The organism is Vibrio inusitatus, from assembly GCA_024346935.1.
GTDB lineage: Bacteria > Pseudomonadota > Gammaproteobacteria > Enterobacterales > Vibrionaceae > Vibrio > Vibrio inusitatus.
Window position 1 is genome coordinate 1,240,213 of record AP024879.1, and the last position, 26,370, is coordinate 1,266,582.

General features: G+C 42.6%; 24 protein-coding genes. 4 read left to right on the forward strand and 20 right to left on the reverse strand.

Translation table 11 applies throughout. The annotated features are described in order from the left end of the window. Positions 1-317: 317 nt before the first annotated feature. The 6 genes from OCU48_RS18345 to sigZ all read right to left on the reverse strand — a co-directional run bounded on the left by OCU48_RS18345 (position 318) and on the right by sigZ (position 7,125). Positions 318-1,361, reverse strand: coding sequence for a DUF1254 domain-containing protein (locus OCU48_RS18345; protein WP_141346286.1), 1,044 nt, complete (start codon positions 1,359-1,361; stop codon positions 318-320). Between the two features lie 400 nt (positions 1,362-1,761). Then, positions 1,762-3,006 carry an NADH:flavin oxidoreductase/NADH oxidase family protein gene (locus tag OCU48_RS18350; protein WP_141346285.1) on the reverse strand — a complete coding sequence of 415 codons (1,245 nt, stop codon included), beginning with the start codon at positions 3,004-3,006 and terminating at the stop codon, positions 1,762-1,764. A gap of 227 nt (positions 3,007-3,233) precedes the next feature. Continuing rightward, complete coding sequence (locus OCU48_RS18355) at positions 3,234-3,464, reverse strand: DUF3622 domain-containing protein (protein ID WP_167496203.1); 231 nt, start codon at positions 3,462-3,464, stop codon at positions 3,234-3,236. A 288-nt stretch (positions 3,465-3,752) separates the two neighbouring features. Then, complete coding sequence (locus tag OCU48_RS18360) at positions 3,753-4,925, reverse strand: MalY/PatB family protein (RefSeq protein ID WP_141346283.1); 1,173 nt, start codon at positions 4,923-4,925, stop codon at positions 3,753-3,755. A gap of 70 nt (positions 4,926-4,995) precedes the next feature. Beyond that, complete coding sequence (locus OCU48_RS18365) at positions 4,996-6,480, reverse strand: glutathione synthase (RefSeq protein ID WP_141346282.1); 1,485 nt, start codon at positions 6,478-6,480, stop codon at positions 4,996-4,998. A 105-nt stretch (positions 6,481-6,585) separates the two neighbouring features. Then, positions 6,586-7,125: an RNA polymerase sigma factor SigZ gene (gene sigZ / locus OCU48_RS18370; protein ID WP_141346281.1), complete on the reverse strand. Its 540-nt coding sequence runs from the start codon at positions 7,123-7,125 to the stop codon at positions 6,586-6,588. A gap of 337 nt (positions 7,126-7,462) precedes the next feature. Between sigZ and OCU48_RS18375 the strand changes: the two genes are divergently transcribed. Then, entirely contained in the window at positions 7,463-8,230 is a 768-nt protein-coding gene (locus OCU48_RS18375) for an RluA family pseudouridine synthase (RefSeq protein ID WP_141346280.1), read from the forward strand. Positions 8,231-8,260: 30 nt separating this feature from the next. Here OCU48_RS18375 and OCU48_RS18380 read toward each other — a convergent pair whose 3' ends face one another. Continuing rightward, a complete protein-coding gene (locus tag OCU48_RS18380) occupies positions 8,261-9,055 on the reverse strand; it encodes a hypothetical protein (protein WP_141346279.1) in 795 nt (264 codons plus the stop codon). A gap of 1,467 nt (positions 9,056-10,522) precedes the next feature. Beyond that, positions 10,523-11,299: a RelA/SpoT domain-containing protein gene (locus OCU48_RS18385; RefSeq protein WP_141347196.1), complete on the reverse strand. Its 777-nt coding sequence runs from the start codon at positions 11,297-11,299 to the stop codon at positions 10,523-10,525. A gap of 475 nt (positions 11,300-11,774) precedes the next feature. On the opposite strand from OCU48_RS18385, the gene OCU48_RS18390 reads away from it, so the two are divergent. Next, entirely contained in the window at positions 11,775-12,770 is a 996-nt protein-coding gene (locus OCU48_RS18390; RefSeq protein WP_167496239.1) for a polysaccharide lyase family 7 protein, read from the forward strand. Between the two features lie 127 nt (positions 12,771-12,897). Here the strand turns inward: OCU48_RS18390 and OCU48_RS18395 are convergent, their stop codons facing one another. Both OCU48_RS18395 and OCU48_RS18400 read right to left on the reverse strand, forming a co-directional pair. Continuing rightward, entirely contained in the window at positions 12,898-13,902 is a 1,005-nt protein-coding gene (locus OCU48_RS18395) for a LacI family DNA-binding transcriptional regulator (RefSeq protein WP_141347195.1), read from the reverse strand. 277 nt (positions 13,903-14,179) lie between these two features. Continuing rightward, positions 14,180-15,487 (reverse strand): carbohydrate porin, encoded by a 1,308-nt coding sequence (locus tag OCU48_RS18400; protein WP_141347194.1) that lies wholly within the window; start codon positions 15,485-15,487, stop codon positions 14,180-14,182. Positions 15,488-16,023: 536 nt separating this feature from the next. Here OCU48_RS18400 and OCU48_RS18405 point away from each other — a divergent pair. Then, positions 16,024-17,565, forward strand: coding sequence for a bifunctional GNAT family N-acetyltransferase/carbon-nitrogen hydrolase family protein (locus OCU48_RS18405; RefSeq protein ID WP_141347193.1), 1,542 nt, complete (start codon positions 16,024-16,026; stop codon positions 17,563-17,565). A gap of 112 nt (positions 17,566-17,677) precedes the next feature. Here the strand turns inward: OCU48_RS18405 and OCU48_RS18410 are convergent, their stop codons facing one another. From OCU48_RS18410 to OCU48_RS18455, 10 genes are all read right to left on the reverse strand, one after another. Continuing rightward, positions 17,678-17,938, reverse strand: coding sequence for a DNA polymerase III subunit epsilon (locus OCU48_RS18410; RefSeq protein ID WP_141271617.1), 261 nt, complete (start codon positions 17,936-17,938; stop codon positions 17,678-17,680). Positions 17,939-18,303: 365 nt separating this feature from the next. After that, positions 18,304-18,747 (reverse strand): F0F1 ATP synthase subunit epsilon, encoded by a 444-nt coding sequence (locus tag OCU48_RS18415; protein ID WP_141347192.1) that lies wholly within the window; start codon positions 18,745-18,747, stop codon positions 18,304-18,306. 15 nt (positions 18,748-18,762) lie between these two features. After that, on the reverse strand, positions 18,763-20,148 hold the full coding sequence (gene atpD / locus OCU48_RS18420) for a F0F1 ATP synthase subunit beta (protein ID WP_141347191.1): 1,386 nt from the start codon (positions 20,146-20,148) through the stop codon (positions 18,763-18,765). Between the two features lie 29 nt (positions 20,149-20,177). Beyond that, a complete protein-coding gene (gene atpG / locus OCU48_RS18425) occupies positions 20,178-21,047 on the reverse strand; it encodes a F0F1 ATP synthase subunit gamma (protein ID WP_141271620.1) in 870 nt (289 codons plus the stop codon). A 45-nt stretch (positions 21,048-21,092) separates the two neighbouring features. Further along, complete coding sequence (atpA, locus tag OCU48_RS18430) at positions 21,093-22,634, reverse strand: F0F1 ATP synthase subunit alpha (RefSeq protein WP_141347190.1); 1,542 nt, start codon at positions 22,632-22,634, stop codon at positions 21,093-21,095. A 9-nt stretch (positions 22,635-22,643) separates the two neighbouring features. Then, positions 22,644-23,195, reverse strand: coding sequence for a F0F1 ATP synthase subunit delta (locus tag OCU48_RS18435; RefSeq protein ID WP_141347189.1), 552 nt, complete (start codon positions 23,193-23,195; stop codon positions 22,644-22,646). Positions 23,196-23,206: 11 nt separating this feature from the next. Beyond that, positions 23,207-23,677: a F0F1 ATP synthase subunit B gene (locus OCU48_RS18440; protein ID WP_141271623.1), complete on the reverse strand. Its 471-nt coding sequence runs from the start codon at positions 23,675-23,677 to the stop codon at positions 23,207-23,209. A 63-nt stretch (positions 23,678-23,740) separates the two neighbouring features. Then, the gene (gene atpE / locus OCU48_RS18445; RefSeq protein ID WP_004730405.1) at positions 23,741-23,977 is read right to left on the reverse strand and encodes a F0F1 ATP synthase subunit C; all 237 of its coding nucleotides are present in this window, start codon (positions 23,975-23,977) and stop codon (positions 23,741-23,743) included. A gap of 46 nt (positions 23,978-24,023) precedes the next feature. Then, entirely contained in the window at positions 24,024-24,791 is a 768-nt protein-coding gene (gene atpB, locus OCU48_RS18450; protein ID WP_141347188.1) for a F0F1 ATP synthase subunit A, read from the reverse strand. A gap of 1 nt (position 24,792) precedes the next feature. Further along, positions 24,793-25,194, reverse strand: a complete 402-nt coding sequence (locus OCU48_RS18455; RefSeq protein ID WP_141347187.1) for an ATP synthase subunit I — start codon at positions 25,192-25,194, stop codon at positions 24,793-24,795. Between the two features lie 634 nt (positions 25,195-25,828). On the opposite strand from OCU48_RS18455, the gene OCU48_RS18460 reads away from it, so the two are divergent. Beyond that, entirely contained in the window at positions 25,829-26,308 is a 480-nt protein-coding gene (locus OCU48_RS18460) for an arginine repressor (protein WP_141347186.1), read from the forward strand. Positions 26,309-26,370 lie beyond the last annotated feature (62 nt).

The following is a 26,370-nucleotide window of genomic DNA, read 5'->3' on the forward strand; positions in this document are numbered from 1 at the left end:
AAAAACCACTCAAACCATTGTTTTAATTAAAGTTACTAAATATTCATCGTTAATATAAAAGCCTGGTTTACTTTAAAAACAATAAACAACCACTAAAACAATACACAGTTCAAATAAGATTAACACCTCTAAGACCCAGGTTAATTGTAATATTTTATTTCTTTTAGTTGATAACTTAATCGATAGGCTAGTATGACGAACCGCTTAGTCAGGTTCTATATCATATCGGTAGACAGTAGAGCGAGGACAGCAATGCTAGGATCAAAAAAAGGCCTGAATAATCAGGCCTTCTCATCAGCAAATTTAGAGAGTCGTTGCTATTTTACTGGAGCAATATCTTTACTCGGATCAATGCCCTTGTACAGGAACTCAGTAGTTGGTGCATAGTGACGCACTAACACGTTCCACTTTTGACCGTCCTTCAAACCGTCTAAAGGAATATTGTTCGCACCGTATTTTTCTTCATCACACCCAAAATACACAGTGTAAGTACCATCTGCATTTGGTTTCGCTATACCGCTGTTAGCACTTGCATCATCATTGAACATAAAGCCATCTTCGTTATATACAGTAAATGACCAGAAGCCTCTGTTTTTAGGGTCTTCAAATGTCACCGAGTGACACTGCGTAGATTCAAAGTTAGGCGAGTATTGATAGATATTATCTTTGAACGTTGCCCCGCCCCATCCGTAAGCTGCACCTTGGATGCGTTTTTCGGCGGTAGTGTATTCACCCGTACCAAACATCTTCTCTGAGTCAGCAACACCCTCAACAGCGATCTCTGTCAAAATATCTTTCTTCACTGGCTCAAGTTTGGCTGCAAGAGTTGGCAAGTCGTAGCCACCAAAAATCGGGTAATCATCTTTTGAACCTGCTTTGATGACTAGCTTGTCTTGTAGTTTATTAAGCTCTGCGATTTCTTGCTTATCATGAATATTTGGAAGATAAGCTCGCACAACCACGAACATGAATTTTGTCGAGTCTGGCACTTCTAGTGTTTCATCGCCCTTGGTATAAACCATGTCAAAGGTTTGGTGATTTTCATCCGTAAACTGCACCATTACGAAGCGATCACCAAAGTCAGGTAGTGTCAGTGTCGCGCCTTTTTCCGTATCGATTACCGCTGTAGAATAAATAGTGTCGCGGTTCATACGCACGATTGGCTGGTCTTCAGTCAATGGCGGAGTACGGAAGTGTCTCCAGCTATTTACGCCATCTGTCGCTTTTGCTTCAGTTACTGCAAAATACTTAGAGGTTTCAGCTTGAATATAATTGTCTCGGCTAATATTTACTTCCGCAGATGCAATATTCGACATACCTAAGATACTTACCGCAATTGGTGCTAGTAGAAACTTTTTCATCTATTCAATACCTCAATTCTTTCTAAGTAAAATGCAACCACTGTAGATATTTTCAATATTAGCAGTTGATTCAAATGTAATGCTTATCAATGAATTGCAATCATTGTCTCAGCCAGTACGAATGAGTTTATGGCGAACTGCGGGTAATCACAAATTCCTATTCATGATATCAATAATAACCCAGGCGTATATCATACAATATCGATGAGTCGATTTGCGCATATCACAGCTAGCCCAACTGAAAAAGAGTAGAGTATTTGGAATGCTACGGATTGGTTTGATTTAAAAAGGAAGTAAGCACAATGTCTAAGCGGCGCCGTCTGACAGTGACTGATCTTAATTCTTGGATTTAAAGAGCCTAGCTTAACCTAGGCTCTGTGCATTTAAAGTGATCTATCGGTTATGCTCTGCGCTTTTTGAAGGTATGCCACCCTGCACTTAGGATGGTTTTTATTACAACACCGAGTGCGCTTAATTTAGGATCAGTATGCTTACCATCGGCAATACGCCACATTTGGTGCTCGTACCATACCAATCCAACCATCGCCACTTTATCAAGCGCAGGTTTACCCGTAGTAGGGACAGTCAAAGGCATCCCATAGTTAGAATTTTCAATTAACTTGTTTGGGAAGTCAGGATCCACGGCCATGGTTCGTGCAATACCAATAAAGTCAGTCGCCGAAGTGTTTAATGCTTCATTCATCGCTGGCGCAGTTCTAAAGCCCCCCGTAACCACCAGCGGAGTGCTTACCAACTTTCTAACCTTAACCATGTAGTCCATGAAGTAGGCTTCACGTTTTATTGTGCTGGCTTTTACTGGCTCGCTTTTACTCTTAGACCCCATCATTGATGGGCTTTCATAAGTACCACCGGAGATCTCGATGAGGTCGACGCCGTTTGCACTTAAAGACTGCACAACCTGCATCGACTCTTCCTCCGTAAAGCCTCCTTTCATAAAGTCAGCACTGTTTAGCTTGATCCCGACAGGAAAATCATCGCCAACCTCATTACGAATCGCACGATACACTTCCAACACAAATCGAAGTCGATTTTCCAATGAACCGCCCCATTTGTCATCTCGTTGATTGTGACGTGAGGATAGAAACTGACTAACAAGATATCCGTGAGCACCATGAATCTGAACGCCAGTGAAGCCTGCAGATTTTGCAAGTTTGGCACTGGAAGCAAACTTCTCAACAATCTCGTGAATTTCCGCTTCAGTTAATGCACGAGGTGTATTAAAGCCCTTCTCCAAGCCACGGCCCAATGAAATCGCTGAAGGCGCAACAGGTTTATCACAAAGAAACTTGGGAATCTGTTTACCCGGGTGGTTAAGCTGCATCCATATCTGCGAGCCATTTTGCCTTCCAGCATTTGCCCACTCAATAAATTGCGACAAGTCACTTTGCTCATCGAGAACAACATTCTTTGGTTCACCAAGGGCACTTCGATCCACCATGACATTGCCCGTAACACATAAGCCTATCCCCCCTTTAGCCCAACGTTGATATAGCGTTGCTATTCTAGAAGTAGGGTTATGTTGCTTATCTCCAAGCTGCTCACTCATCGCTGATTTAAACAAGCGATTCTTAATGACTTGGCCATTGGAAAGGGTGAAAGGTTTGCTGAGATCGATTGAATTCATGCTTACTTAAACAATTAGATAATCTGGGGATGATGCGCAGTATGCTCTATTTTGTGCAGAGTTCCGAGCATTTAGGGCAAAGAAGCAGTTATGTAATAAACGGTACGGCTTATGGGTACGCAGATTAGAAAAAATTAGCAGATACTAGGAGTGGTTAAATGTTTGAACAAAAGAAAAGTCAGCGAAAGTTTCGCTGACTCGATAGTGGGCGCGCTTTAAAACGAAGCTTAATCTTCTGAACGACGGTCAGCGGCTTTACGTTTGTTACGCTCTACTTGGTTTTCAATGAAACCTTCTAGCTCTTTCTCGCCCCATGCTTGCGCTTGTTCTTCAGTTTCGAAGCCCATTTCTCGCTTAGACACGGTTGTTCTACGAGATGTTACTTGGCGAACAATCTCGGCACACCAGCCATTACGCTTTTCAATAGTGCGAACCGTAAATTTTTTACTATCAGACATATGTAATTCTCTAAAAATCTGTGCATTGCTCGGGTTAAAAATACTCACCCGAGCGCATTGCCAACACAAGCTAGCTTGGTTGAAAACTATAGATGACATCCATAGATAATACCATCTATTGGAAGGGCGCCATTAAAGCACAGAAGCCTGTATAAATGTAATCATTTATCTAAGCCTATTCTTGTATGCTAAAACAAAGAACAAACACCCGATTTCAGATAATAACTGAGCTCTGAATTACGATAAAGCTCAATCTAAATCAACTACGTGCGCTGAAACACCATTACCCTATAACGTCTCAATTGATATCTTTAATCGTTCAAACGATGCCTGAATTTGATCTAAAGGCGAAGCAAAATTCATTCGATAAAAATTCTCATTAGGTTCGCTAAACCAAGTACCTGGTGTTAATGCCAATTTAGCCTGTTGAGTGAGTAAAACTTTTAGTTGTTCAGGCTCTAAACCTAGCCCGGAGAAATCAAACCAAATTTGATTCGTACCCTCAGGGACAAAAGTATTGATTTGAGGCAGTTCATTTGCCATAAACTGCACGATCCAGTCTCGTGTATTTTGCGTGTAGGCCAAGAATGCATCAAACCATTCTTTACCTTGTTGATATGCAGCAATAGTGGCATGGGTGGTAAAAGCGTTGCCATGATCCAATGACATAGCAACCGTAGTCGCCTTTACTTTCTCTCGTAACTCTGTGTTATCACTGTAGATATAGCCATTAGAGATGCTGTTTAACCCAAAGTTTTTGGCTGGGGAACCAATAATAGTTAGGCTATTGTCGTAGTTCAATGATGCCATCGACGTAAAGGTTGAGCCTTCAAATACGATATCGGCATGCACTTCATCACTCACGATCAACACATTATATTTTTTGGCTATTTCGACCATGCTTTGTAATTCGGATTTTGTCCATACTCGACCAACAGGGTTGTGAGGATTACAAAGCAGCACGACTTTTACATCTCCGTCTTTTAACTGACGCTCAAAATCTTTAAAGTCCATCACATAGTGGCCTTCTTCAATCTTCAACGTATTTGCCACAGCTTTACGCCCTGCAGACTCAATTAGGCGGCGAAATTGATGATAAACAGGGGTTTGAATCAAAATACCATCGCCCTCATGGCTAAACTCACGAATCAATAAGGCTATCGCGGTTAATACGCCAGGTACTTGAACAAAGTGATTCGGATTCAAATCTAAGTTATGACGATCTAGATTCCATTTTGAAATGGCCTGGAATACGGTTTCTGAATCGAACTCATAGGAGTAAGATTCCCGACTCACTAATTGTTGCATCGCGTGAGTGATAGGAGAGGCAATAGGAAAGTCCATGTCGGCAATCCAATATGGCGTCACGTCACTGGTACCATAAACTTGGCCAAGCATCTTACTATCGTATTTAATGAATTTATTGTCTATGTCATTACGTTCAGGGGTAGTTTGAAACATCGTCTTTCTCTTATTCTGCTAGATAACATTAAGACGCAGCTTTAAGCAAAAAGACGCAATTTATTTATAATTAATTCAAAGCTAAAGAATCTAAAATCCCTTTACCACTGTGAATGCCTCCCTCATCCTCGCTCGCTGGCTTACTGCGAATAAGATAGCCCGCATATCCATCCATCTCAGTCACAGGTTTGCCATCGAAGTAAGCTGTGAACAAGCCAATTTCGCTAACTAAATCGTCAACCTGAACTTGCACACCATCACGCACCGCAATCGTTGGTACTTCACGAACATGAGGGTACAAACGCTGCATAAATGCCCATGCGTCTAGCTCCTCAGGTTTCAGTTGTTTTAACCGTTCACTAATATCGTCACCAAAGACGCAATGGCCTCCCCCTTCACCTTGATTCTTTAGCACCCACTGTTGTTTATTTGCCTGAGTGTGAAACCAATCCATCGTTTCTTGATTAATAGGCTTCATCTCGGCTAACACACTTTTAACCAGCTGTGCTTCGGCTAGATTCAAGCCCCATCGAGCATATTCTTCCATAGGCATAGTGGTGAGCAACATCTGCATTGTTTTACTGGTGGCAAGTTGCTGACTAAAAGTCGCATTCACTGCCACATGATGCTGTTCAATAAATAGTCGTGTTTGGCTCAATGCATGACAACATATCGCCTCCTCTCGATCGGGAGAGTAGTAATCACAATATTGATAGCCCGCACGAAGGTACACTAAGTCAATCGCACCAACGTCCTCTAGAATTAAGCGATGTCCCTCACCCGTTGAAAGCTGGGTACTGAGTTGTTCAAAGGTGCGTCTTACTGTTCGTATTCCTTGTTTTTGAAGCGCCAATTCCAACAAATGCTGATCATAGACATTATCCTCGTTTGACTGAACAACCATTAAAAAAGTTGGCCTTTTATCCTCGGTATCAAACGCACCCATAGCCTCCAGAGCAAATGTTGATTTCACTTCTCTTGCTGCGTTAGAAATGCCCAGCGCGAGTTGATCCAGTCCATGATTTACTGCTGGTGTTGAACGCTTGTCTTCCAACCAATCGCTATAGGTTTGTGGCCACTGTTGACTTAAAAATGCATGCAATTCTGTCGCTCTTTGTCCGAAGGGAGCCATACCCGCCGCAATTCCATTAAACTCAATCACTTTTGCACCATGTTGGCCGTCTTCCATAAAGTCTGTGCGCATCAATAACAGTGGTTTTCGTTTTGATTTAAAGCGAGCGACAGAGTCACCATGTATTTGTTGATGCAAGAACACTATTCGTTCAAAAAATGGATCTGCTTTGGCAACATCAGCAAGGGCAGACTGCAGAAAGTCATGATCTTCTGAGACATTGTGGATCAGCTTGGTAATGAGAGGGGTAACCTTTAAAAGGTGTTCAAACACATCACTATCCATGTTCATTGGAGCGATACTGAATGGGCAATGTTTTGCTGTCATATCGGCCTGACGAAAAGCAACGCCATGCATCATTGTCCATTCTATTGCTTCTTCAATGATCTGAGAAGCAATCGGGGCACGCAAATTACTCTTCATTATTTCTCCAAGGTTGTTCTACATAAGCATGTAATAGCTTTGATTGATCCGTTCATCTCAAGTGGCTTTTAGCCCATCTTTTTACAAAGTTAAAGTCAGGTTAAATCAACACTTCTTGTTTCGATTAGGATCTTTAGGTGAATACTCAGTGATACCATCTTGACCAATTTCAAAGTCACAACAGGCCATCATTTGCTCCCGAAACTTAATTCGGCTTCTTTGCACTCGGCTCTTTGCCCCTGAGAGCGATAAGCCAAGTTGCTCAGCAATTTCTTTTTGCGAAACTCCTTCTAACTCAGCCAAGCGTAGTGGAGTTCCGTATTTTTCTGGCAATTCATCTATGAGTGGACGCAAACATTCGGCCAACTCATCTCGTGCTTGTTTGCCCGTATCATCCTCTTCAGAAACTAAGTCTTCAGGAAGTTCTTCATAGGGCTGCCGTGCGCGATAAAAATCCATGATAGTGTTGTAGGCAATACGATAAAGCCAACCTTTCAAGCTACCTTTTGATTTCAGTTGGTGAAGGTTACCACTCGCTTTGATGTACACATCTTGCAAAATGTCATCGACGGCATCTACATCATCAATACGTTTTTCAACATAATATCGAAGCTGAGCTTTGTGGTTTTGCCATTCTGATATCATATAAATAGGGCCTCAACATTATGTGGAATTTACGACACTGCCACTAAGACGGTTAGATTGAGAAAAAGACGCAGAATTCCTCGAAAATATGTCACTGATTATAGAATAAGAACATGTTTAACATGACTTTTCTGATGTATCGTTGGGCTAATATTTATAACGACCGCATAGTATTCAACCGAACCTTATGAGAGACACCAGAACTTGAAAGAATATCCGATTGTAATATTCATGAGACGAAGTAGCTTATGTATTACAAAGCCGTCAGTTTACTAACACAGTAGTGGCTAACTTATCAGCCACTACCATCCTTCTTTTAACTCATCAGGGCACTTCAATGTCTAAAGCGGACTCTTCAACTACAACTGAAATAATTGATCACTTTGTGGCACCAAAGTGCCTCGCTCGGCTAGAGATACTGTATCAAGATGATGATATTTTATTGATTAATAAACCGAGTGGTTTATTGAGCTTATCAGGTAAAAACCCGCTCAATTGGGATTCAGTGCATCACCGCTTAGTACACGGTCAAGACGCTAGCAACATAGACAAAGCAACACCTGCATTTGTAGATGCAAAGCTGCCACACAGGTTAGATTTAGGAACGTCTGGAGTTATGGTGGTGGGACTTAATAGTGCAGCATCGAAGCATCTTAATCAGCAATTTCAAGCACGGACGGTACAGAAGCGATATCTGGCTATGTTAGCTGGCTGGGTTGAAGCTGATAGCGGCCAAATATCAGCCCCCATTGCTAAAGACAAAGCATTGTTTCCTCGCGTAAAGATTTGCCACGCTACAGGTAAAAGCGCCATTAGTGACTATCAAGTCATTAGCCGCTTAGCTCATCCTTTTAGAACTTTAGTGCAATACACCCCTATTACTGGCCGCACTCATCAACTCCGAATCCATAGCCTTGAGTTCGGTCACCCTATTTTAGGTTGTGATCTTTATAACTGCGCAGACCTAAGCAATAACGATGAGCGAGATACCAGTCTTGAAACACAAGACTTTTCACAACGATTAATGCTGCATGCCAGCGACATTTACTTTACCCACCCCACTACAGGTGAGTCTTTTCATGGTCATAGCCCAAGTCCATTTTAAGAACAGACTAGGGCATATAGAGCTTTAACACTAGTCAGAGAAAGTATGGCTGTATGCAAGAATGACCTTCTGTTCAGCGCCGTAATCATTGTCCGTGGCGATGCCGAGTAAATTAATCGAGTCTTTCTTGGTAAATTTATATCCGACGCCAGCTCCAAGCCAATAGCCGAAATAATCATCTGAACCTACTGATGCGCCCGCAAATGTAATAACTGTGAATTCTTCTGTAACGGGCTTTAAAGAGAAATAACCAAGGTATCCACCGGTACTGTCGCTTGGATGCAGCACGTAAGGGTTCGATGGATCAAAGTCAGGCTCTCCCTCATTAAGTGGTCTTTCGCCGTCAGTGTAGTTAAAGCCTGCCATCGGGAAAATTTGCCAGCCTGCTGGCTCTATATCAAAGACTGACAGGGGCACGAATGTTCCGACACTGTAGTTGTTGAAGTTAGAGCCATCTTCATACTCACTCTTACCGAAGTTGAAATTGACAATACCGAACTCGAACAGCCATGAACCACCTAGAGTCCACTCTTCACTATCAGGGTGATATCTGAGGTTGATTTTCTGTGCTTCACTTAAACCGATAGAGCCGGATATCGAGTATCCAAACTTATCAGATTCAAAGTTGTAGTCTCCCGCTACACCTAGCTTTGTGACCACGCGAGTTGGGTCATCAACGTGCTTATTTTCGTTGTCGTAAATATCCTTATTAGAGTCTGAGTGATTATTAGTCTCGTCTTCAGACCTGCTAGAAGTATCTGCGAGCACACTTGTGGTATTTAAACCAGCAAAGAGAATAATTAAGCTCGTCGATAATTTACGCATTAGTAGGCTCCTGTGAAGATTCACATTCATATAAAAAATAAAGGGAAGAAGCCAGCGGAAGTTAGGCTCTAGATAGAAACAACTCAGAGAATTGATCAGTCATAGTGTACGGCATCAAACTCGAAGAAACTAATTCTTTGTATTTATATATGGTATTCACTGCAGCTATGTTGTTTTAGGCAGGTAACTGTCGGATCAGATTTGGGGGCTACAAATAAATGAAAAAGAACCAGTAATGAATCAATCGTACTAACCTCAAAACACGATCGTCTCCGAAGGTTTTTATCGGAGACCTTTTCAACGATTGGAGTATTTAGGTCCCCGATAGGAGCACTCGGGGACGACGCTGGGACTTTCGATTAAGCGTAGGTGAATGAAAGAGACACTACGTTGAACTGACCGTTATAACCTCAAACAGACCGTCGTCTCCGAGGTCTTTTATCGGAGACCTTTTCAACGACTGGAGTATTTAGGTCCCCGATAGGAGCGCTCGGGGACGACGTTTTGGTGTTCTAGATTAAGCGTAGGTGAATGAAAGGGACACTACGTTGAACTAACCGTAATAACTCCAAAAACACTGTCGTCTCCGAGGTCTTTTATCGGAGACCTTTTCAACGCTTGGAGTACTAGGTCCCCGATAGGAGCGCTCGGGGACGACGTTTTGGTGCTCTCGATTAAGCGTAGGTGAATGAAAGAGATACTACGTTGAACTAACCGTAATAACTCCAAAAACACTGTCGTCTCCGAGGTCTTTTATCGGAGACCTTTTCAATGCTTGGAGTACTTAGGTCCCCGAGAGGAACACTCGGGGACGACGTTTTGGTGCTCTCGATTAAGCGTAGGTGAATGAAAGAGATACTACGTTGAACTGACCGTTATAACCTCACACAGGCCGTCGTCTCCGAGGTCTTTTATCGGAGACCTTTTCAACGCTTAGAATACTTAGGTCCCCGATAGGAGCACTCGGGGACGACGCTGGGGCTTTCGATTAAGCGTAGGTGAATGAAAGGGACACTACGTTGAACTAACCGTTATAACCTCAAACAGATCGTCGTCTCCGAGGTCTTTTATCGGAGACCTTTTCAATGCTTGGAGTACTTAGGTCCCCGATAAGAGCGCTCGGGGACGACGTTTTGGTGCTCTCGATTAAGCGTAGGTGAATGAAAGAGATACTACGTTGAACTAACCGTTATAACCTCACACAGGCCGTCGTCTCCGAGGTCTTTTATCGGAGACCTTTTCAACGCTTAGAATACTTAGGTCCCCGATAGGAGCGCTCGGGGACGACGTTTTGGTGCTCTCGATTAAGCGTAGGTGAATGAAAGGGACACTACGTTGAACTGACAGTTATAACCTCAAACAGATCGTCGTCTCCGAGGTCTTTTATCGGAGACCTTTTCAACGATTGGAATACTTAGGTCCCCGATAGGAGCACTCGGGGACGACGTTTTGAAGTGCTTTGGATCTCTATGCTGCTTCAATATTTGTGGTCACATAAGGCAACCATGCGTTTTGGTATAATTCTTTTGATTGAAAGCGGTAACGCTTAATTTGCGTACGTTCAATATCGGTAAAGTCCCGTTGTTCAATTGCAGCCAAGCGTTCTATTTTCTGCACTTGCTCATAGATGCTGTGCTCATAGCCATTTTTTACATCTGCAATATCTTTGAGGTGAAGCTGGACCTCTGCAATTATGTTGGTCTTTGGCAGTTGCACTAAAACATTTAAATCTCGATAACCTGATTCAGTTGGCTTTTTGAAGCGGTTTTTCACTTTTACAATCGTCGCTTCACGTTCAAGTGCCTCATAGGCATTCATTAAGCTCGAAATGTCTTTAGCTACTATTGTGGCACGTGCTAAATCTGTGATTCGTTCGGATTTTCCTCCAAGCTCGTACTGCACTTTTTCCTTTGCTCGCTGCTGTGATTTAACACCTGCGAAGTAAGCTTCTGATGAGGTTAATAACGCCGTACTTTTACACAAGGTTTCTAGCTCAGATTGAGCTTGATGCGCCTTACTATAAAGCACGTCAAAGTCGGAATAAGGTTGAAGTGGAGAAACGTCGTGGTTTGGGATGCCGTAAAGCCCACTCAAGCTATGTTTGAATTTAGCTGAGCACACTTGGCCTTGATTGTTGTTCGATCTAGAGTTGTCGTTATTTGGTGCTACTGGGACTGCGGCAAACGCAGGAACACGGGTCAGTACTAACAGAGATAGCACTGCGGCACGCAAGAATAAGCTCATTGGCTCTCCTATTTTGTTTCGACTCAAAAACGGTATCGTAAAAAGACTGAGTAAATACAAAAAAGGTTCTGATTACGATATGGGGATAAGACCGAGAAATCCAATCTCTTTACATTTCTTTTCGTGTCTAAATGTGAATAAAATCACACCATATTTCACAAACTGTTGTTTAGATTAATAAACCTATGAACATCGCCTTTTTGGCAAGACTAAAGCGAAAGTACAAACTACGCCTCTCAAGTATTACCCCATTCAATCCGTTTGTTTCTTGATAGGAACTTCCCTTCTGCCCAATGCCCACATGTCTCACGCCTTTAGATTAGGCTCATTCGCTAAACAAATGATTGTTATACATTAATACTATTTCCAAACTGCATTCTGCCTGTTTATCTTATTTTTAGTGCAACGAATTTCGCAGAAACCAAGCGCACTAAAACAAGAACTGACATCCCTAATACTATAAAAAAGAATGGCTATGAAACTAAAAACAAAAACTCTGTTAACTGCAATTTTGGCAGCCACTGTATCCTCCCACGCATTTGCACAATTAGACCCAAATAAAGCGCCTTCAGAGAACTTCGATTTGAGTCAATGGAAACTCAATGTACCGATTGAAGACACCAAGCCGGAGCGCAAAGGCCAAGTAATGGAAGTCTCTGTAGCCGAGTTAAATGAAGGCTATGTTCATCCAGAGTGGTTCTACACTGATTCACGCACTGGCGCTTTGGTTTTTGTCGCACCGAATAAAGCAATGACAACACCAAACTCAAGCAATGCGCGTTCAGAGTTGCACGCTATGTTGGCTGATAACCCTGAAGTAGGTACTTACGACCCTGCAAATAACTTTGCGGTGGCATCGAACAAAAATATTGAAGCCTACGCCTCTGTTGGCGGTAAATTAAGCGCCGAGGTTTCAGTTGATCATGTGAGTGTCAGCGGCGATCACAGACACAACGATTCTTTCTCAGTAGTTATCGGGCAAATCCATGCTCGCCACAACGAGCCGCTAAAAATCTTCTACCGCAAACTTCCGGATCATGAGTATGGTTCTGTTTACTGGAACTACGAGAACAATGCATTGGGCGATGATTACCATAAGCGCTTAGACATTTCTCATGACGTGTTCGGTAAAGCAAAGCAGCGCTTCGGCCACGAAGACCCGCAAGATGGTGTGAAACTTGGTGAAAAGCTCTCTTATGAGGTGAATGTTGAGGGCGACATTATGCACCTTGAATTTATCAAAGACGCCGATAGCGATAACCCAGTGAAGAAGACGTTCGCAATCAATATCGCAGAGGGCAACTACCTTGGTAACAAATACGATGCTGGCTATGCACAATCACTATTCTTCTACAAAGCAGGCGCATACAACCAATGCAGCACTGGCTCTGTAGGTTGTACCAATAATGGTATGGATGCCGGCGATTACACTCAGGTGAGCTTTTACCGCCTTGAGCTTGACCATGAGTAAGGCTTTTAGCTAATACTCAATTATCGAATACAAGGGATCTCCATTGAGATCCCTAATTCTTTTGACCTAACTCGTGAATACTCCACTCACTCTAGAAAATTGAGGTACCCCCGTAGACTTGCATATTCTAAAGACTAGCTAGTGTTTGAACTGAGTCTCTCTCCACAAGTGTTGGTCGCAGCATAAACTCAACATTACACGGTTTTTTGGACAGTTTTTGCAAGATAAGTTGAACTGCTTCCGATGCCATCTCTTTAAGAGGCATGTTGATTGTCGTTATTCCAGGAGCGATATATTGATTAAAGCTCCAATTATCAAAACCCAGCAATGAAATATCCTCCGGTACTGACATACCGTGTTTACGAAGAGTCTGCATCGCCCCAAAAGCCATTCTATCATTCGAAGCAAACACAGCTGTAAACGCTTTATTTCTTTTAATTATCCGCTCTATCGCTTTAGAACCCGATGCTTCTAAATAATCCCCTTCGCACACCAAATCTTCGTTGTAATCAATGTTGGCGTCTGACAAGGCATTCTTATAACCTTGCAATCTTGCTCTAGCGCCTGCTTTATCCTGCGGCCCTGCAATGCACGCTATTTGAGTATGCCCATTGCTAAGCAAGAATTCCGTAGCAGTACGCCCACCCAATTGATGGTCAATACTGATGCAACTGTCTGCCAGTTCTGGAACATAGTGATTTAAGATAACGAGTGGGACACCTCGCTGTTCGAGTTCCATCAAGAAATCATCATCGAGGGTTAAATTACCAAGTATGATCGCATCGACTCTTCGGCTTAAAAGGTATTCAACCGATTCTTTTTGCTTGTTTGCGTCATCTGAACCTGAGGTGGCGATAATATGATAACCAAATTGACGAAAGCCTTCTTCAACAGACTGAAATAGGCTGGAGTAGATGGGACCGCCCAATTCAGGGACGACAATACCAATGCTGCCGTTGCGGTTTAGGCGTGGTGAAAAGGTAGAAAAGCCTCGTTTGTAGTTGAGCTCTCTGATGGCCTTTTCAACTTTTAGTTTTTTGTCATGGCACACATGGCTAGTGCCATTGATGACTCTTGATACTGTCGCTGCAGAAACGCCAGCACGTTTTGAAACGTCTCGAATTGTCGCCATCGAATGGGTACCTCTATTAAAATAAAAATGCATCCATTGCTAACAGCGTTCTATTCCTCTGTGATTATTAGTATTTGATAAATCACAAGATACGCAATTTAATTATTGACTACTAAATATTTAATTACTACATCATTGAGCCATTTATAAATAAAAGAATGTAACAAAAGTCAACCCACATAATATCTAATTGATGCACCAAATAACTTTTATTATATATCTATAATTTTAGATAATGGGGTTAATATAATTAACCCCATAAACTAATAATCTTTAATTACCACCAAGCCTCAAACATGGCACCAACAGTTAGAGTGTCTTCATCTCTAACATACGTTGGGTCACTGTGATTTATTGTGTACTCGTTATCTGAGTTACCCACGGTTGCGTAGAAGCGCAACATTGGGCGCGCGGTACCCATATCACCGAATGCGATATTTTGTGACAGCGTGGTCTTCCAAGATGAGTTAGTTGCATCAATCTCATCAAAATCAACCACGCTGTAGCCCATCTCTAACCAAGTTGAGTGGGTATCGTTCCATGCATAAGCAGGTCGAACAATGACGTTTGTGTTTACGCGATCTTCTACATCTTTACCTTCAAGTGATTGATATCCTGCTAGATATTCAACCCCCCATTGTTCGGTAAGAGAATAGCGGCCATCAAAGCTAACTAAAAGTGCGGTCTGATCTTCAGCAAGGTCAAACACACTATCTAAGGAGTTGTTTGAATAACGTACAATTAAGTTTTGATTATACATTTCAACTTGACCGACAAGTTGATAAGCACTGCTTGCTGCGTCAACTTCACTGCCTGTTTTTTCGGATGTATTTTTCAAGTCATCTTCAGAAGTAAAACCGTAGTTAGCGTAAAAACTTACGTCCGCTTCGCCTAAAGATATTCCATGAAGCTTAGAGGTCACTGCGTAGCGCCCATTGTCTCCAACAGAAGCACCATCAACTTGACCGACAACTGACATATCAAACATTACGCCACCAAGATCAAGGTTGTAGAAACCACCACCTTGGCCATCGTGCATCATCCAAAAGTAATCATTAAGATCCGTTTGCGGACGTTGATGGAAGTCACGACCAGCCCAAATATAGAGCTCTTCCTGAGATTCAAATAAGTTGGTTGCACCAGCATAAAATTTCTTTAGGCCAACGGCATCACCATCTGCGTCCCCTTGCCAGTGCTCAAGCATTACCTGTACATCCCAAATAGCACCACTATCGCTTTCAAAGAATTTACCAAATTGAAACTCTCCTCCATTATCTTCGTTACCAAGACGACCTGTCGAATTACCCGTGAGCGCACCATCTGTCGTTACTCGTGTTGCATCATCTACAGCATATTGCATGCCGTAACGAGCATAACCCGTAAATACCACACCTTCAGGAACCTCACTTTTTGAAGACAGTACCAATGGCTGTTGATCATCAACATAACTTGATGTGTCTTGTTTAGCTTCTAGTTCAGCCAAACGTTGTTTGAGTTCCTCTAGCTCTGAATCAGCGAGAGCGGGTGCTGCAGCTAAAGTTGCTGCCACAGCTAAAGACACAGGTAAAAACTTAAATTGTTTCATTATTATTCCCAACTTTTAGGATGTGTTTCAGGACGCCGAAAATTATATGGAATGAAACAAGCGAAAATATTGAAGGCATTCACAGCCAATTGCCTTTTATTCGAGGTGAAAAATTGAAAAAACATAAACCCTTTCAATACAGACAGTTAGATAAAGAAAGCTAAAGAATATGCGAGTTCTCAAAAACACCAATGAGATATAGATCGCTTTTTTATGTAAGGCATAAACTTTATTTGCATCGCGAATTGTGAAACAAGATACGAGCATGTAACGTTTCATTGGGGTAATTGGTTGGTTATTTCAGAAAAGCAGGCCATTTAACCCTAAATCCCAAGTAGCTTAATTGTATTTTGAGTCGAGTTAGGTCTGAACCTACCCCTTCAAACATCAGATTTTCACTGAGGTACAGAGATACTGAGACTGAGCAACAGTGGGTCATTACAAATCACAGTTGACCCAGAATTTAATTCAGTCATGCTAAATAGTTGTTAAAATTGATATTAACTGAGTATCCAGAGGCAAAGGAGCAATGCGTTATGGAGAACAGCACAACCAAACTATCGCTAAGAACTATCGAGGCTAAAGACTACCCTGAATTAGCCGCTTTGATGGACTTAGTATTTCACGATGTTGGAGGCGCATGGCCGCGATTCACCATCATGGATTTAATTCATCAGTTTCCAGATGGACAAATCTGCATCGAAGACAATGGTAAAATCATTGGGGCCGCCCTCACCATAAAGGTCGATTACAACCGTTTTTCTCTGCCTCATGTATACACCGATATCATTAACGAAAAAGACATAATCCAAAACAAAGCAACGGGCGACGCCATGTATGGATTAGATGTCTTTGTTCACCCAGATTATCGCGGTTTGCGTTTGGGGCGACGACTGTATGATGCGCGCAAAGAACTATGTCGAACCAAGAACTTTAAGGCCATACTCACCGGAGGCCGTATTCCTTCTTACAACCAGTATGCAGATGAGCTATCGGTGACGGAATACATCAATAAGGTGAAGCGCCGAGAACTCCATGACCCCATTCTTTCGTTTCAACTTGCCAATGACTTTGATGTAAAACGACTGATGCGTAACTACTTGCCTGAGGATGATGCTTCTTTAGGTTACGCTACCTTATTGGAATGGGATAACTTCTTCTATGAGGCCGATATTCAATCGGTTCATGACATAGAAAAGACCTTGGTTCGTATCGGTGTGGTTCAGTGGCAAATGCGAGCGATGCGAGATCTCGATGATTTTATGGATCAAGCGGAGTTTTTCATCTCTTCACTGTCCAACTACAAGGCCGATTTCGCCTTATTCCCAGAGTTTTTCAATGCACCATTAATGGGGTTACAACACGACCAAAACTCGGTAGAGGCGATTCGTTTTCTCGCCAGCTTTAGCGAAGAGATCAAACTTCGAATCTCACAACTGGCAGTGACCTATAACATCAACATTATTGCCGGTAGCGTCCCCGTAGAAGAAGACGGGAAATTATATAATGTGGCTTATCTGTTGCAGCGTGACGGCAATATCAACGAACAATATAAAATTCATATTACACCTCACGAAGAAAAAGACTGGGTCATTGATGGCGGATCTCAAGTAAAAGTCTTTGATACTGACGCAGGCCGCGTGGGCATTCTCATTTGCTACGACAGTGAATTTCCAGAACTTGGCAGGATGATGGCAGATCAAGACGTGCAAATCATCTTTGTTCCGTTTTGGACGGACACGAAAAATGGCTATCAGCGCGTGCGTATTTGCTCGCAAGCTCGAGCCATTGAAAACGAGTGTTATGTGGCGATTGGAGGTAGTGTAGGTAATCTGCCACGCGTCGATAATGTCGATATTCAGTATGCGCAATCAGCGGTATTCTCTCCCTCTGATATCTACTTTCCTCACGATGCTACACTCGCAGAGGCCAACGCCAACACTGAGATGATCATTTTTGCAGATGTTGATTTAACTAAGCTCAAGCAGCTCAACACCGAAGGTTCGGTGACCAATCTGAAACATAGAAGACGGGATGTGTATGGTACATTCAGTGTGACGCATACTGACGAAAACTAGACTTGGACTTATTGATTAAATTATATCAGTTATAAAAAACAGGGGCCTCAATCGAGGCCCCTGTTTATATCTACATGCAGACTGTGAAGTCGAATGTCAGTAAAAAAGTGCTCTACTCTTGGTTGTCACCGACCGTAAATGACTCTTCAATTCTTCGCAGTTCTTCTTGCTCTTTAAGCTTCGCTTCTTCTTGAAGCGCCGCCTTTCTCTCGTTCATTGCTTTCTTTTCTGACTTAGTCAAAAACTTGACTGCTTTCTTATTGGTCAGAGCATACGCGACGACGTCTTCACCCTTTTCACGGCGTTCATTGACGCGTTGAGAGAAACGCTCGTTATCGCGTGCTTTACGTTCAGCTGAACTTAATTTGCTCATATTTCATACCTATATTAAAAATTCGGTGCCTGTTGCTACCTTCAAGTAAACAAATGAGATGTCATTCATATAGCTGATGAGGGCGATTTTAGCATAGATAGTGATGCAAATAGCGATATGCGGATTTGAATACTGCAAGAAAGGAAAGGACCTCAGAGAGAGGGTGAGTCACCTGAGGCCTTCTGGGGATCAGAACTACTACTGTTCTGAGTTTCTCTGCTAAAGAAATCGTTGTTCCCATGAGTAAGTCTTACGTCTAGTTGCTTACTTAGGGAGGCCAACCTGCTGGTAAGAGACAACAAGTCAGCCTATTGACTGATACCAACCTAAGCTATGGGCTCAAGTTGGTAGATGAGCTAAAGCTCTTAATGGCGTACGTGTGAGCCTGTTAGCTCCACAGCACGCAACTGGGCAATGGCTTTTGCTAATTCAAGCTGAGCTTGAGCAAAGTTAATGTCTGCATTGCCTTTATTGATGTTTTCAAGTGCAGCACGTTTTGCTTCTTCTGCGCGAGCACGGTCAATGTCTTTTCCATGCAAGGCAGTATCTGCCAAAACCGTCACTACATCAGGTTGTACTTCCACTAAGCCGCCAGAAACATACAGCACTTGCTCTTTTTGCTTCTCGCCAGTAACGAATACCGTTACCCCTGGCTTAATTTTGCTCAGAAGTGGCGAGTGACCTGGGCGAATACCCAGTTCACCATCAGCACCTGAAACCGCAAGGGCATGTGCAGGCCCTGAAAACAGCGTACCTTCCGCACTTACGATGTTAAGTTGAAATGTATTATCTGTAACTCCGATAGCCATAATGCACCCTGCCTCTTAGATAGATTTTGCTTTTTCAAGCACTTCGTCGATAGAACCACAGTACAAGAATGCTTGTTCTGGAATATCGTCGTATTGGCCTTCTAGCAAGCCTTTAAAGCCTGATAATGTTTCGCTTAGAGGAACGAATACACCTTTCTGACCTGTAAATACTTCGGCTACGTGGTAAGGCTGAGTTAAGAAACGTTCAATCTTACGAGCACGAGATACCGTTTGCTTATCTTCTTGAGAAAGCTCATCCATACCTAGGATTGCGATGATATCTTTAAGCTCTTTATAACGTTGAAGCGTTGTCTGAACTTTTTGTGCGATGTTGTAGTGCTCTTCACCAACAACTAAAGGATCTAGCTGACGTGACGTTGAGTCTAGTGGATCGATTGCTGGATAAAGACCAAGCGCTGCGATGTTACGAGACAGTACAACTGTTGCATCCAAGTGAGCAAAAGTGGTTGCTGGCGATGGGTCAGTCAAGTCATCCGCAGGTACATAAACCGCCTGGATTGAAGTGATCGAGCCTTGTTTAGTTGACGTGATACGCTCTTGAAGCACACCCATCTCTTCAGCCAGTGTTGGCTGGTAACCTACCGCTGAAGGCATACGGCCTAGCAGTGCTGATACCTCAGTACCCGCAAGTGTGTAACGGTAGATGTTATCGATGAAGAGTAGTACGTCACGACCTTCATCACGGAAACGCTCAGCCATAGTAAGACCTGTCAACGCTACACGTAGACGGTTTCCCGGTGGCTCGTTCATTTGGCCATAAACCATGGCCACTTTGTCGAGAACGCCCGCTTCTTTCATCTCGTAGTAGAAGTCATTACCTTCACGAGTACGCTCACCAACACCCGTAAATACAGATAAACCTGAGTGAGCTTTCGCGATGTTGTTGATAAGCTCCATCATGTTTACGGTTTTACCTACACCCGCACCACCAAACAGACCGATTTTACCGCCCTTAGCAAAAGGACAGATAAGGTCGATAACCTTTACACCTGTTTCCAGTAGCTCAGTGCTGTTTGCTTGATCTTCATAAGAAGGTGCTTCGCGGTGAATTTCGTAATTTTCTTTTTGGCCAATCTCACCACATTCATCGATAGGTTGACCTAAGACGTTCATGATACGACCTAGTGTCTCTTCACCTACAGGAACTGTGATTGGAGAGCCGGTGTTCTCAACTTCAAGGCCACGACGAAGACCGTCAGAGGTACCCATCGCGATACAGCGTACGATACCGCCACCCATTTGTTGCTGAACTTCTAACACTAGCGAGCCTACATCGTCGCCTAATACTGTTAATGCGTCATAAACGCGAGGACCGTTATTGTGGCTGAATTCGACATCCACCACCGCACCGATCACTTTTACTATTTTTCCAACACTCATGTCTAAATCCTCAAATTCTTTTCCGAACCCTATACCGCTTGGGCACCTGAGACGATCTCGCTCAGTTCTTGGGTTATGGCAGCCTGACGCGCTTTGTTGTAAACCAACTGTAAGTTGTCAATCAGTTGGCCGGCGTTGTCGGTGGCCGCTTTCATGGCTACCATTCGGGCTGCTTGCTCACACGCAATGCTCTCTACAATGCCTTGGTACACCTGCGATTCAATGTAGCGGTGTAACAATTCAGAGAGAATGTCTTTTGGTGCTTGCTCGTAGATGTAGTCCCAGCGACGTGCTTCTCTTGCATTTGCGTCTGCTTCTACATCTGACGGGTGTGGCAGCAATTGTGCTGTCGTTGGCTCTTGCACCATGGTGTTAACGAACTTGTTGTAAACCAAATACAAACTGTCGATCTTACCTTCGTCATAGTGTTCCAACATCGCGTTTACTGTGCCTAAGATGTCTTCCAATTTTGGAGAGTCACCTAGACCTGCAGTTTGCGCTACGACGTTGCCGCCGCGTTGGAAGAAGCCGATAGCCTTTGAACCGACTAAAGTGGTATCAACCTCTACACCTTTTGCTCGCCACTGTTGCATCTCTTCAAGCACCTTCTTGAACAAGTTATTGTTCAAGCCGCCACATAAGCCGCGGTCAGATGAAATGATGATGTAAGCAACACGCTTTGGCTCACGTTGTTGAAGGTACGGATGTTGGTATTCCAACGAACCCGATGCGACATGAGAGATAACGTGACGCATGTTCTCAGCATATGGGCGAGTTTGCTCCATATGATCTTGAACTTTACGCATCTTACTTGCCGCAACCATCTCCATTGCACTGGTGATTTTTTGAGTGTTACCAACACTGCCTATCTTGGTGCGAATCTCTTTGGTATTTGCCATTATCTGCTCCTATTTGTTTCGATTTCCAGTCAACAAACCGGAGCTTTACAGTGATTTCACTGAAACAAAACCTTTCAGTATTTCGTGTAAACCCGCATCAATTTCGTCGTTGTAGTCACCCGTTGCATTGATTTTCGCCATCAACTCTGGGCTTTGGCTGTTTGCGTAAGCCAACAGCTCTTGCTCGAAATAACCAATCTTAGAAAGCTCTACATCAGACAAGTAACCCTTCTCTGCTGCAAAGATCACGATGGCTTGAGCTGCGACTGACATTGGTGCGTACTGTTTCTGTTTCATCAGTTCAGTTACACGTTCACCATGGTCAAGTTGCTTACGAGTGGTCTCATCCAAATCAGAAGAGAACTGAGCAAATGCCGCCAATTCACGATATTGAGCAAGTGCAGTACGGATACCACCAGACAATTTCTTGATGATCTTACTCTGCGCGGCACCACCTACACGTGATACTGAGATACCTGGGTCAACCGCTGGGCGTAAGCCTGAGTTAAACAACTGAGTTTGCAGGAAGATCTGGCCATCGGTGATTGAGATTACGTTAGTAGGTACGAACGCTGATACGTCACCTGCTTGTGTCTCGATAATAGGTAGAGCAGTCAATGAACCAGTCTTACCTTTCACTTCACCTTTAGTGAATTTTTCTACATACGCTTCGTTTACACGAGCAGCACGTTCTAGAAGGCGTGAGTGGAGGTAGAAAACGTCACCAGGGAATGCTTCACGACCCGGTGGGCGTTTTAGCAGTAGTGAAATCTGGCGGTAGGCAACCGCTTGTTTAGACAAGTCATCGTAAATGATAAGAGCATCTTCGCCACGGTCACGGAAGTATTCGCCCATGGTACAACCTGCATAAGGAGCAAGGTATTGAAGTGCAGCTGATTCAGATGCAGAAGCTACAACTACGATAGTATTCTCTAGCGCACCGTGCTCTTCTAATTTACGCACTACGTTAGCAATGGTTGATGCTTTCTGGCCGATAGCCACATACACACATTTAACGCCAGAATCTTTCTGGTTGATGATGGCATCGATTGCCATCGCAGTTTTACCGGTCTGACGGTCACCGATGATTAGCTCACGCTGACCACGACCGATTGGCACCATAGTATCAACGGCTTTGTAGCCAGTTTGAATTGGTTGATCTACTGATTTACGCTCGATTACACCAGGTGCAATCACTTCTACAGGATCAAGTTGTTCAAAGCTTACTGCGCCTTTACCATCGATTGGCTCACCTAGCGTATTTACCACACGACCAAGTAGACCGTTACCTACAGGCACTTCCAAGATACGACCTGTACCTTTCACTTTCATGCCTTCAGAAAGGTCGGTGTAAGGACCCATGACTACGGCACCTACTGAGTATTGCTCAAGGTTAAGTGCTAGTGCGAACTTGCCACCTGGTAGTTCAATCATCTCGCCTTGCATTACATCTGCAAGTCCGTTAATTGTGATGATGCCATCACGAACAGAGACGATAGTACCTTCGTTGCGAGCTTCAGTGCTCACATTAAATTTCGCGATACGCTCTCTGATCAGATCGCTAATTTCATTTGAATTTAATTGCATATCTGTTACCTATCTCGCGTGAAGTTGACTAGCTAGTCGGGTAATTGATGTGTCTACTGAACCATCAATGATTGTTTCGCCTGCTTGGACGACAATCCCACCCACCATTGTGTTGTCTAGCACTTGCTCTAGTTCAACTCGACGCTCTAATTTCTTCTCAAGTGCGGCAGTAAGTGCCGTAACTTGCTCTTGTGTAAGCGATTCTGAGCTTGTGACAGTGACAGGAATAACACGCTCATGTTCATCCTTAAGTTCGGTAAACAGTTCAAACAACTCTCTTACAACCGAAAGACGACCATTCTCTGCCAGGACTTTAATTAGGTTTACGACGTGTTCGTCTACAAGTCCTTGGCAAACCTCAATAATGATGTTGGCCAGAATTTCAGCTTGCTGTGTGCCTGCACCTTCTGCGGAAGAAATCTCGTTTGCGATGGTTTCTTCTTCTGCCACAGCTACAAGAATTGACAGCATCTGTTGCCACTCTTGTAACTTGTTCTCACTCAAAGCAAAGTCAAACGATGCTTTGGCGTAGGGATGAGCAATAGTTGTGTACTCTGACATATTGCCTCCGCTTAGATTTCGCTTATCAATTGATCAACCAGAGCTCGGTTCGTTGCTGAATCCAGGTTCTTACTAATCAACTTCTGTGCACTTTCAATTACTGCGTCTGCCATTTTCGCCTGAAGTTCTTGACGTAATTTTTGACGCTCGCCTTCTAGTTCGGCTCTACCTTGCTCCAAGATGCGTGCTTTTTCTTGTTCAGCTTCTTGCTGAGCTTGGCTGATGATTTCACTGCGGCGTTTATTGCCTTGTTCCACCATTTCAGTCACATTGCGTTTTGCATCTTCGATGAGTTGAGCACCATTTGCTTTCGCTATCTCTAGCTCTTTCGCTGCATTTTCTGAATGGCGTAAGCCTTCAGCGATTTCTTTTTGGCGCTCGTCTAACATCGCGGTGAGAGGTGGCCATACATATTTCATACATAGCCAAACAAAAATCACGAATGAGATTGCTTGTCCTAGCATGCTTGCATTTAAGTTCATACCTTCCTCACTAAATCTTGATTATTTATAAATCGATCTTTTCAAAGCTTGTTAATTAATGAATTAAGCTACTGCGAAGATGATGTATAGACCGATACCCACACCGATCATCGGTACAGCATCCACAAGACCCATCATGATGAAGAATTGAGTACGAAGCATTGGAGTTAGATCTGGCTGACGTGCAACACCCTCTAGGTATTTACCTGCTAGATTACCGATACCAGATGCGGCACCCGCTGCACCAAGACCAATCAGTAATGCACCTGCTACATATAAAACTGCGCTTACGATATCCATTTGTATCTCCGATATATAAATTTGTTAATTAAATCTGTGTGAATAATTAGTGTTCTTCTGTTGCCATACCTAAGTAGACAATTGTTAGAACCATAAAAATAAATGCTTGTAAGAAAACGATTAATATGTGGAATAGAGCCCATGGAACACTCAGTGCCCATTGCATCCACCAAGGCATTAATGCAATCAGGATAAATATCATTTCACCTGCGTACATATTTCCGAATAATCGTAAACCTAGTGATATTGGTTTAGAAATTAGCGTAATAAGCTCTAAAACAAGGTTAACTGGGTATAACAGCGGATTATCAAATGGTTGAGTTGTTAACTCTTTAATAAACCCCTTCAGTCCTTTATTTTTAAACGTATACGTTAATAGCAGAATAAAGACACCCAGTGCCATCGACATTGGAATATTTACATCCGCTGTCGGTAGATCTCTAAAGTGTGTGAATCCCATTGCTTTAGTAAGCACTGGTACTAAATCGATTGGTAATAAGTCGACTGCATTCATTAACAGCACCCAAACAAAGGTGGTTAATGCCAGTGGACCAATCAATTTATCTTCTGCCTGAAAAATTTCTTTTACTAGATTGTTCACAAACTCAAAGATGACTTCGATAAGACATTGAAAGCGACCCGGAACACCGCTGGTCCCTTTAGTAACAACGTATCGAAAAGCACCGATGAACAGTAAACCTGTTATCCAAGACATCAACATAGAATCTATGTTGAATGCCCAGAAACCATCACCTGTAGTCAAGAAGGTTAAGTGATGCTCTATATACTCGTGAGCGGTAGTAACATTTTCCATACTACGCATACTCCGACTTATTAGAGTTGGTAATAAATGGTGTTAAGAAATACCCAATCATTGTCACTATGTATGCTTCTAGAATTACAGGGTTATCCAAACCGAAGAATCGGAAAGCTAGAATAAACATTACAAAGGTATATATGATTTTTACTACACGACTCATTTGCATAAGATCGCGCAAACTGTAATTTGGGTTTCTTTGTACCTTAAGGCTTGCATATATAAAACCGAACAGCGGTGGTAACATCGCAATAACGATACCTAGTGCTGCAGATTCCATATCTACTTTATTACCGAAAAACACTTCAAATAAAACTACACCGATGGCTAATACTACTTGGCAAAGAATAACTCTTTTTGCAGCAACAAGAATGTCCCCGCTGATTCCATCCAGCCTCATAATAAACCTCGTATTTGGCAGTAACATTAATATAAAAAACAGTCGAAAGTGAACTTGTTCCTAGAAACTGACTCTTGGCTACTCTTTATATTTCCCCACGAAACTAAGCTCTATAAAACTTATTGGCTATCGCTTCGATATGGATAATTTACGCTTAAAGTTCCGTGATCAAAACACCAAATACCGACATCAATCATTCCATTTTTGATAACTGCGTCACTTATTTATGAAAATTAACCAACTAATCCTAGATGCGTTCATTTATGCCCCGTGAAAATGCAACCAAGCGCACAGTGAACTTGATTAATATCAATTTAATTATTTAGTTCTTTAAAGTTGGAAGGTAATTATTCAAAATTGGAATGATATGAATAAAAGAGAAGTTCATTCTCTGGTTATGCATCTTACTTTATTGAAACGGTTGTAATATTAACTACATCTCTCAAAGTACCTTTATCTATTCCCAATATGAAACATGATAGATATATAATACAAATAGTATGCAAGCTATTGATTATTAAAAATTAAATAGAATGTTTATAGGGTGATCTTCTTCATACTGTCATTTTCACTTCGATGATAATATTCAGCCTTACAACACTTAATACTATTAATGCATCACTAGGGTAGTTATATGCACAGCAGTGCCACCTTGAGTTTATCTCAAGAGCAATCATTGGAAAAAATATGTAAACATCTTCTTCAGGAGAACAACTTCCACAATCAAAATGAATTGAGAGAAAGTTTAATTGAAAATGGCTTTGCAGGAATAAGCCAGTCAACGGTTTCACGCCTTCTGACTCAATTAGGCGTTATTAAGATCCCAAATGCTCTTGGCAAAAAGATTTACTGCTTAGCACCCGAAACTAGCGCAATACAATTTGACTCCTCTATAGCCTCTCAAATCGATTCTATTGAAGACAACAAATCCATGATTGTAATAAAGGCAAAACCAGGAAGTGCCCAACTCATCGCTAGACTGATTGATTTTGACGCAGACAAAGCCATATTAGGCTCCATTGCTGGTGATGATACGGTATTGGTCATACCTAGTGACGTAAATAGAATAGATCAGTGTAAAGAGGTCGTCCGAAGCATACTAGCCCTTAACTGATCTTCAACTTGTAAGAAAGCTACGAGCTATAAACAAAAAAAACCTAGAAATGGACTCGCCAC